General features: G+C 62.8%; 7 protein-coding genes and 1 pseudogene. 4 read left to right on the top strand and 4 right to left on the bottom strand.

The window, feature by feature from the left end; all coding sequences use genetic code 11:
* Positions 1-170 precede the first annotated feature (170 nt).
* Together EH240_RS33370 and EH240_RS33365 are read right to left on the bottom strand one after the other, a co-directional pair.
* Positions 171-1,520 (bottom strand): putative bifunctional diguanylate cyclase/phosphodiesterase, encoded by a 1,350-nt coding sequence (locus EH240_RS33370; RefSeq protein WP_125006529.1) that lies wholly within the window; start codon positions 1,518-1,520, stop codon positions 171-173.
* 31 nt (positions 1,521-1,551) lie between these two features.
* A complete protein-coding gene (locus EH240_RS33365; protein ID WP_125006520.1) occupies positions 1,552-1,746 on the bottom strand; it encodes a hypothetical protein in 195 nt (64 codons plus the stop codon).
* A 131-nt stretch (positions 1,747-1,877) separates the two neighbouring features.
* On the opposite strand from EH240_RS33365, the gene EH240_RS33360 reads away from it, so the two are divergent.
* From EH240_RS33360 to gshB, 3 genes are all read left to right on the top strand, one after another.
* Positions 1,878-2,888, top strand: coding sequence for a glycosyltransferase (locus EH240_RS33360; protein WP_245436631.1), 1,011 nt, complete (start codon positions 1,878-1,880; stop codon positions 2,886-2,888).
* Complete coding sequence (locus EH240_RS33355) at positions 2,888-3,262, top strand: GtrA family protein (RefSeq protein ID WP_125006518.1); 375 nt, start codon at positions 2,888-2,890, stop codon at positions 3,260-3,262. Before EH240_RS33360 ends, EH240_RS33355 begins: the two co-directional genes overlap by 1 nt.
* Positions 3,263-3,404: 142 nt before the next feature.
* A complete protein-coding gene (gene gshB / locus EH240_RS33350) occupies positions 3,405-4,346 on the top strand; it encodes a glutathione synthase (protein ID WP_125006516.1) in 942 nt (313 codons plus the stop codon).
* Positions 4,347-5,919: 1,573 nt separating this feature from the next.
* Here gshB and EH240_RS33345 read toward each other — a convergent pair.
* Both EH240_RS33345 and EH240_RS33340 read right to left on the bottom strand, forming a co-directional pair.
* The gene (locus tag EH240_RS33345) at positions 5,920-6,564 is read right to left on the bottom strand and encodes a peroxiredoxin-like family protein (RefSeq protein WP_125006514.1); all 645 of its coding nucleotides are present in this window, start codon (positions 6,562-6,564) and stop codon (positions 5,920-5,922) included.
* Positions 6,565-7,531: 967 nt separating this feature from the next.
* Entirely contained in the window at positions 7,532-8,356 is an 825-nt protein-coding gene (locus EH240_RS33340) for a class I SAM-dependent methyltransferase (RefSeq protein WP_125006512.1), read from the bottom strand.
* Positions 8,357-8,624: 268 nt separating this feature from the next.
* On the opposite strand from EH240_RS33340, the pseudogene EH240_RS33335 reads away from it, so the two are divergent.
* Positions 8,625-9,533, top strand: a pseudogene (locus tag EH240_RS33335) (YifB family Mg chelatase-like AAA ATPase); the annotation flags it as partial.
* Between the last annotated feature and the right edge of the window lie 19 nt (positions 9,534-9,552).

Here is a 9,552-nt window from a genome sequence, read left to right as displayed (position 1 = left end):
AAGGGGAGAGGAGATTGCCAGCGTTGGCGCCAGTCTCTTCTCCCCCACGGGGAGAAGGTGGCCGCGAAGTGGCCGGATGAGGGCGCCGGCGCTGCCATATGCGATTGCTCTGTCCTTGTGGGGAGGGGTCAGAGGCGGGGGTAGTGCCGCGCAAACACTTCCGAATTTAGTCAGATCGCCTTCGCGTGCAGCGCGCCGCGGTAGGAGTCGCGGAGATAGCCAAGCGTGGCGTCGGCATCGACCGGCCTGCCGAACAGATAGCCCTGTCCGCCGGCGCAGCCGAACTGGACGAGGCGGTCGGCCTGCGCTTCCTCCTCGATGCCTTCGGCCACCACGTCCATGCCGAGCCCTTCGCACATGGCCAGAATGGCGCGGATGATGTGCTCGGACGGCCGGTCGTCGAGGATGGAGGAGACGAAGGCGCGGTCGATCTTGAGCTTGTCGAAATGGAACTCGCGCAGGCGCCCAAGCGAGGACTGGCCGGTGCCGAAATCGTCGAGCGAGACGCGGATGCCGACACGGCGCAGATCCTCGACGATCTTCTCGGCTGAGGCGGGATCGTTCATCAGGCCGGTCTCGGTGATCTCGATCTCGAGCCGGCGCGGATCGAAACCAGTGCGGTCGAGGATCGCCAGGATATGCAGACCGGTGTTCTGGTCGACAAGCTGCGACGGCGACAGGTTGAAGGACAGGAACAGGTCCTTCGGCCAGCTGCGCGCCGCTTCGGTCGCCTTGCGCAGCACGAGTTGCGACAGCGGGCCGATGATGCCGCGCTCCTCGGCGATGGGAATGAAGACGCTGGGCGGCACCATGCCGAGATCGCGATCGGTCCAGCGGGCCAGGGTCTCGAAGCCGATGGTGCGGCGGGTGGTAAGATCGACGATGGGCTGGAAATGCGGCTCGACCTCGCCGGCCGAGACGGCGCGGCGCAGCGCCTGCTCGATGCGGGTGACGCGCTTGGCGGCCTCCTCCATCTCGCGGGTGTAGACGACGACGCGGCCGCGACCCGAGCGCTTGGCGTGGTAGAGCGCGGTCTCGGCCTTGTTGATCAGGATCTCGGTGGTCTCGTCGCCGGAATAGAACAGCGAGCAGCCGACCGAGGCCGACAATCTCGCGGTGCGCTCGCCGACGTCATAGGGCGCCGACAGGATCTCGATCAGCATGCGCGACTTCTCGGCCGCCTGCTCCTCGCTGAACACCATGGGATAGAGGAAGGCGAACTCGTCGGCGCCGATGCGGCATACGGTGGAATGGCCGTCCATCGAGGCGCGCAAGCGCATCGCCACCTGGATCAGGATGTCGTCGCCGGCCTTGTGGCCGAACAGGTCGTTGATCGGCTTGAAGCCGTCGAGGTCGAGGATGCCGACGGTGAAGGGCGCGGGGTCATCGGCGCGGTCGCTGATCAGGCGATCGACCTTGTCGAAGAAGCGACGATGGTTGCCAAGCCCGGTCAGCGGATCGGTGAATGCCAGATCCGTGTTTTCCCTGCCTGGCTGCCCGGTGCCAAACGTCGTTTGCATCATGTCCCTGTTCTGACGGCGGTATTTATGTTCAGACTGGCAGCAAAGCGTTTAGGAAAGGTATCGGAAAATCGATTTTCCCGAAGGCCCCCAAAAAAGGTCTGCCACCAGCATCGGCCAGGGGCGAAGGCCCCATCCACGCGTTGATCGCGAGCGCGACCAAGGCGGCAAGCAGCGCCGGCATGAGATCGGACTTCCAGGTGGCGGCGACCTTGGCTGCGCTCATCGGCAGGCCTTCGGAGATGGGATCGGCTTAAACCTGGCCTTAACGGCTTCAATAAATAGTAAAGCGGCCCGGAGACGCCGGGGCCGGCATTGGCGCGGCCGGAGGGCTCAAGCCGGGCGCCGGAGACAGACATGCCGCATGAAGTCCGCAACGAGCCGGCGATCGCCGTGCTGCTACCCTGCTACAATGAGGAGCCGACCATCGGCGAGGTCGTGCGACGCTTCCGCGAAACGCTGCCGTCGGCAACGATCTATGTCTACGACAACAATTCGCGGGATCTCACCGCGCTTCGAGCCCGTTCGGCCGGCGCAATCGTCGTGCGCGAGCCGCGGCAGGGCAAGGGCAATGTGGTGCGCCGCATGTTCGCCGACATCGACGCCGACATCTATGTGATGGCCGACGGCGACGGAACCTATGCGCCGGAAGATGCGCCGCAGCTGATCAACGTCTTGCTCACCGAGCGCTCGGACATGGTGGTGGGCACCAGGCGCGGCGTGACCGACGACGCAGGCCGCTCCGGCCACGCCTTCGGCAACCGCATCTTCAACCGGCTCTACAAGGGCCTGTTCGGCGCCGATTTCACCGATATCTTTTCCGGCTACCGGATCTTCTCGCGGCGCTTCGTCAAGAGCTTCCCGGCGGTTTCCGGCGGCTTCGAGATCGAGACCGAAATGTCGGTCCATGCCTCGCAGCTCAAGCTGCCGGTGAACGAGATGGCGCTCGACTACGGCCGCCGCCCGGAAGGCTCGTCGTCGAAGCTGTCGACCTTCCGCGACGGCGCCAGGATCCTGTGGATGTTCGCCATGCTGCTGAAGGAAACGCAGCCGCTGCGCTTCTTCGGCACGTTCGCCCTGTTCTTCCTGGCGGCAAGCCTCGGCCTGATGATCCCGGTGCTGATCGAGTTCGCCGAGACGGGGCTGGTGCCGCGCTTGCCGACCTGGGTGCTTTCGGTTGGATTGCTGCTCTTGTCGATGCTCTCGGCGGTGACCGGGCTGATCCTCGATTCGGTGTCGCGCGGCCGCGCCGAGCAGAAGCGCATCTTCTATCTTTCGATCCCATCCGGCCGCATCGAGCGCCGCGCGGGCGCAACGGAGATGACACCCCCGAAGAGCGAGCCGCGCAAGGCCTCGCGGGCGGCCTGATGGGCCGGCTTACCCGCTTCGTTCTTGCCGGCGGCATCGGCTTCGTCGCCGACGCGGCAGCGCTCTGGCTGCTGCTTTCCGTCACGCCGCTCGGACCGCTGACGGCGCGCGGTCTGTCGATCGGCTTCGCGCTCACCGTCACCTGGCAGGTCAACCGCCATCTGACCTTCTCGCGCTCGAGCCGCGGCATAGCGCAGGAAGGCGCGCGCTATGGCGGCGTCGGCATCGCAACCAGCATCGTCAATTATCTGGTCTACTGCGCCATCCTGCTCGCGTTGCCCTCGCTGCCGCCGCTGGCGGCGTTGGCAGTCGCCTCGCTGGTTGCGATGGCACTGTCCTTCCTCGGCTATTCCCGCCTGGTCTTCGACCGTTAACGTCTGGCCGATTGGCAGAAGCCTTCGAGTTCCTTATATCGGCGGCAGCTGCATCAGCCCGAAAATCGGGATCGATTTTCGGTAAGCACGATGCATTGGTTCAAAGGTGTTGGAGCGTACTTCGTGCTCCATGGAGACCAACATGCCGCTGAAGATCGCCGTCCAGATGGACCATGTCTCCACCGTGTCGATCGCCGGCGACACCTCCTTCGCGCTGTCGCTGGAGGCGCAGCGGCGCGGCCACAAGCTTTTCCACTACACGCCCGACCGGCTGTCGATGCGTGACGGCAAGGTGTTCGCGCGCGTCGAGGAGATGCAGGTGCGCGACGAGAAGGGCAACCACTATTCGCTGGGCGAGCCGGTGCGCACCGACCTGTCGGAGATGGATGTCATCCTGCTCAGGCAGGACCCGCCCTTCGACATGAACTACATCACCACCACGCACATCCTGGAACGCATCCATCCGAAGACGCTGGTGGTCAACGACCCGGCCTGGGTGCGCAACAGCCCGGAAAAGATCTTCGTCACCGAGTTTCCGGAGCTGATGCCGGAGACGCTGATCACCAAGGACCCTCTAGAGGTGGCCGCCTTCCGCAAGGAGTTCGGCGACATCATCGTCAAGCCGCTCTACGGCAATGGCGGCGCCGGCATCTTCCATTTGCACGAGGCCGACCGCAATCTCGCCTCGCTGCTCGAGATGTTCGGCCAACTGTTCCGCGAGCCCTATATCGTGCAGCGCTATCTCAAGGACGTGCGCAAGGGCGACAAGCGCATCATCCTGATCGACGGCGAGCCGGTCGGCGCCATCAACCGCGTGCCGGCCGAGCACGATTCACGCTCCAACATGCATGTCGGCGGCCGCGCCGAGAAGACCGAGTTGACCGAGCGCGAGCGCGAGATCTGCGCCCGCATCGGGCCGGCGCTGAGGGAGCGCGGCTTCATCCTCGTCGGCATCGACGTCATCGGCGACTACATGACCGAGATCAACGTGACCTCGCCGACCGGCATTCGCGAGGTGCACCGTTTTGGGGGAGCAGATATCGCCAGCCTGTTCTGGGATTGCGTGGAAGGCAAGCGGGGGTAATTCTCTCCCGGATGCTCGGCGGAGACGCGCAGCGAACGATGTTCCCGTAATGTTCTTGCTCAAAGCGGGCGATTATATATTTGACAAACCCGGCCCGACGGGGGCTAGATTCCAGCCATGACGCTAGCGTCCGTCTCGTAGAGACATTGGAAAAAACACGCTGAAACAAGCTGAAAAACAGAGCGGCCCGCCCCTCCACAAGGCGGGCCGCTCGCGTTAAGGTTGTGGTTCCTGCTTGGGGAAGGGGGAACTATGGTTTCGCGAGGCGTCACGGTTGATCTGATTTTTACCGCTGCGGCGGGCGTCGCTACTATCGTATGCGTGCTCTTGGCTCAAAGGTACAAGGTCAAGCAGTCAATTCTTATCCGCTTGTTTTTCTTGATTATGATCGGGACAATTTTGCTGGAAATGCAGGTGGCAGTCGCTCTCGGGGTTTATGTTCCAGCCCCATAGGGCTGGCTAGTCCGCCTTCATCCGGTGAAATGGGGCAGGCCCGGGTTCCGGGTCTACGCCATGGATGGGCTGGCCGGTGCAGTAGGGGTACTTTGGGGTTTGCCGCACCGGCCATTGCGGGGTTAGGTGGCAACCGGTTCCCCGCGCTGCTCAACTTATAGGCATATTAGAGATTGCTCAACCACTCCTAGGTGCCCTATCGCGCTTAAGCCTATTGACGCCGCGAGACGCCGCGCCTGATCGCATCGCCGCCGCGCCAGCCCCTGTCCCGTTCGCGTTTTTGTCTGTGAAAAGCGGGCAGGACAACCCTTTGGGGTCGTCGCCCTAATTCGAATCGCAATATTTGATTCGGTCTAACTCCAACCGGCCACGGGACCCGCCCTGATAGCGGCGGGCGCGATCCCGCGTTCCGGCTGGCCGAGAGCAACTCGGCTTCGTTGGAGGACAAACACATGAGCCTATCATGTGCATGGCCTAAGGCGGTTTACGTCACCTTCTACGTGCGTATCCGCAACGGACGTCTCGAATTCGTCCGCGAGCATTGCAGGAGCTATCCGTCCTACTAAGACGGAAAACCTCCCAAGGGACTGGCCCCGCTTCGGCGGGGGTCTTTTTTTGACCAGTGAATCTTGGCTGATTTGCCGGTTCATTGCAATTGACCTTGTAGTTAACTTTAACGACCGAGATGCTGAACGAAGCTGCCATTCGCGCTGTGGAAGACTAATGTCGGCTCCGGTCAAAGGCGACCTTCTCCGGTGGACGATCCATGCTGATGGTTTGCTACATTAATTTCCACCCGAAACCCACATCGTCTCTGGTCGTCGCCGGGTGCTGCCTGAAGGCGTAACAGTGACCCTATCCAGCCGTTGCAAGCACGCTGCCGGAAGGCCTTGAACGGGTGGAAAATCGCCGTACTGCGCGCCTGTCGGAAACCACGTGATTGCGGAGGGACGTCGCCTGGCCTATGCGCTGAGGCTGGCTCACTCTAGCGTCCGCCCGTTAAATGGAATGGCTACGAAGCTGGGCAGACCCGGGCCGCCGCGCTTGAGCACCTTGATCATGGCCTCAAACCCATAGAATCATTACCAGGGCGCGGTCGTCGAGCGAATTTTTCGGCAGCCTATTGATGTGCGACTTGGGACGCTACCGATATCAATTCCTCGGGTTTCGGCACCCTGAACGTTTGGAGACCAACCTCCAGAACTTCAGTGAAGCTCCAGCGCACGATGCCCTCCCGGTCGATTAGGAACTGACCGACAAGCTGCCCCTGGCCGGAAGCCATCATCTGCTGATCGGCTTCCGCAATCTCATATCCTTCCTTCCTGTTGAGAAACTCGTTCATTGCCATCACGTCCATAGGTTCTGGCAACTCGCCCGGAAGGTCAATCCGTATCGCCGTGACCGTGTCCATCCCGACCTCGCGCAAGCCGAAAGCACGATGCGAGGCCCGCTCCGGGTCGGACGCGGCGAGAAGGTGGGGCATCGGGTGGTAGCGGAAATAGAGCCGTGCCCGTTCGACCGGCGTATTGACCACTGCCAGGCATTCGACGCCTTTCTCACGCAGAGCCGGATTGAGTTGCGCCATGGCCGCGACGTGACGGCGGCAGAACGGACAGTGCAGACCGCGAAACAAACCAATCAACAGCGGGCTTCGGCCTCGAAAATCATTGAGCGCAATCTTGCCTTCGCGCGAGATAGCATCGAGCACTATATTGGGCGCTGGGTCGCCCGGCTGCAGTGGGCGGTCAACACTACACATGGACATGGACAAACTCCTCGCCCAAGCTCAGTCGGCAAAAGGCAGCAACACTACATTTCGGGTTGGGCCCGTGCTGGCCGCAAACTCCCGCGCCAGAGCAAACAGCGTTCGGCCTCTGCCATATTGCCGAGGTCAAGATTGCAAGCCCATCATAGCACGGAAAAAGCATCTGCGGCTCACGCGTATCGCGAGCCGTCTCGGGCGCCGCGGCAAACAGTGGTCGTCTCATCCGTGCCATGGGACGACCACAGCGGCGAGACCGACAGGATCTTTCAGATGCGCGTTCTAACGGTGCTCAACGTCTTGAAACTTGGGCGGCTTCGATGTGACCGGAGCCAATGTGGCGAATGAATTTCACTCGGTAGCACTCCCGAATTGTTGTTCTGAAGGTCAGGTTCCGAAGCTTGTTTTTTGACGCTGAAGTCTGCGGCGACTAGGGTCGTCAACGGATCGTATCACGACACTTGCGAGGCTGGCCGGCAATGTCGGGAGCTGGCGCGACCTGCTCGTTCTGGCAGATGAGCCAACGGCACCTTTCCCCACCCATTGCTGCCCTTCCTGGGCCGTTTCTCCTTCCCGAAACCCGACGTCGAGCGCAACCAGCGCTCCTGACCCGAACCGGTCATAGACTACGACGAGTTGACGAGTTCGACCGGACGTCAGCAGGACGGAAAGCTGCCATTTGGATGGTCGATCCAAGCTCGATGCCCGGTTGCGGGCCTCAAGGGCGGGGCACTTTGGCGTAGCCGAGCAACCGCTCATTCCTCGGGCAAGCCAGCCAGCCGCCACCCTTCCACAAACATGTCGAACAGTCGCGGACTGTGGCGCAGCGGGTGGCTTGCCTTCATGACGGCGATCGAGACGCGGGGATTTGCCGCCCGCAGCTTAGCGATTGCATCGCGTGCGGTCGATGGATCCCGACCGTCGGGAGGAACCGAGCGTCTTAGCGATGCTCACGCCGCAACGACAGCTGCTATCTGCGAGCGACCAGGACGTGAGCCTCTTGGGGGAACGTCAACTCCCCTCCACTTGAATAGATTGCCAGCGAGGAACTTAGATCACCCGTGATCGCTGTGATTACTGCGTCGCGATGTCCGGCATCCATTCCGCTCACCAGTCCAGCCTGGGGAGTTGCTGCCAGCTGTAGTCGCACGTATTCCTTTGGCGAGGGGAATCGGATGTTCTGGGTAATCGTGTGGACGGTCACATGGCGAAAGCCCGCGCCAGCCACCAGTCGGTAAAGCTCGTCAGCATCGGCGAGTGAATGCTCGGACCGTTTGGTTGCCGAAGCGCCTGGACCGAGATGTCGGTCCAAGGCATCTGCCAGAGCCTTCGCCGCAGGAGTGTGGTCAATAGCGCTGAAAACGCTTAAGGCCAGTCGGCCGTTAGGCACCAGCACCCGGAACATTTCACGTAGCGCACCCGATCGGTCCGGGAAAAACTGCAGTCCGAGCTGGCAAAGAACCAGATCAAAGGTGGAGTCAGGGAACGGCATTTCGAGCGCGCTTCCCTCGCACCAGTCAATACGCGGTCCAGCGCCCGTCGGGAGCGATCGAGCAACGGCAAGCATGCCCGTGTTGATGTCGAGGCCGACGACCTGCCCCCCGCCCATACGCTCGGCCGCGACGCGTGCCACCACGCCGGTGCCGCAGGCGAGGTCCAGAACCCGCTCACCAGATTGAGGCGCAGCACGATCCACCAGATCGGCGGCCCACAGGGCGGTAATTGCCGGGACCAAGTAACGCTCGTAGAGTTCCGCGGCGCTGCCTTCCAGCTGCCACTGCTCCTGCTGGGCCATAGAGTCCCTCCCGCACAACCAGCCGCTCGGGCAACGGGCCCGACCAGAGCTTTAAACAGCAATCATAAAGCGCGTGTATGTCAACCAGCAACCCGCGACGGAAACAAAGGAAACAGAGCAGATCGCTTGGAGGGTCCGCTCACCCACCCCTAACGAGACCTCTACTGCTGTCTCAGCGAATGCCCGGAAATGGCGCTACGTGCTCGTTCTGGCCGATGAGGCGAACGGCAACTTCCCACCCATTGAAGCCCTTTAGAATTCTCTAATATCTGGTGGGCTGTACTCGCTGATGGTCGGCCCTCCAGGCTCGGGCAAGTCGATGCTGGCGCAGCGGCTGCCCTCGATCCTGCCGCCGCTGGCGCCGAAAGAGCTTTTGGAAGTCTCGATGATCGCCTCGGTGGCCGGCGAGCTCGGCGAAGGCAAGCTCACCGACCGGCGGCCGTTCCGCGCTCCGCATCATTCGGCCTCGATGGCAGCGATGGTGGGCGGCGGCTTGCGCGTGCGGCCGGGCGAAGTGTCGCTTGCCCATCACGGCGTGCTGTTCCTCGACGAATTGCCGGAATTCACGCCGCAGACGCTGGACGCGCTGCGCCAGCCGCTGGAGACCGGCGACTGCGCGATCGCGCGCGCCAACCACCGCGTCACCTATCCGGCGCGCATCCAGTTGGTGGCGGCGATGAACCCGTGCCGGTGCGGCATGTCGGGCGAGCCCGGCTATCGCTGCCTGCGCGGCGAGCGCTGCCGCACCGATTACCAGGCGCGCATATCCGGCCCGCTGCTCGACCGCATCGACTTCAGGATCGAGGTGCCGGCGGTGTCGGCGAGCGACCTGATCCGCCCGGACAAGGCCGAGACCAGCGCTTCGGTGGCGCTGCGCGTGGCGTGCGCCCGTACGATCCAGCGCGAGCGGCTCGAAAGGCTGGGCGCGAGCGCCACCACCAACGCGCATTGCCCGCCCTCGGTCGTCGAGGAGATCGCCAGGCCCGACGCCGCCGGGCTGGCGCTGCTCAAGGACGCCAGCGAGAAGCTCGCCTTCTCGGCGCGGGCCTATCACCGCGTGCTGAAAGTCGCGCGCACGCTCGCCGACCTCTACGCCAGCGAGACCGTCGGCCGCATCCATCTCGCCGAGGCGATCTCCTATCGGATGAGCGCGGAACGGATGGCGCAGGCGGCGTGAGATTGAACTCGCAGTTTCA

The sequence above is a fragment of the Mesorhizobium tamadayense genome (genome assembly GCF_003863365.1).
Taxonomy (GTDB): Bacteria; Pseudomonadota; Alphaproteobacteria; order Rhizobiales; family Rhizobiaceae; genus Mesorhizobium; species Mesorhizobium tamadayense.
This window is presented reverse-complemented; position numbering and strand designations above follow the sequence as displayed.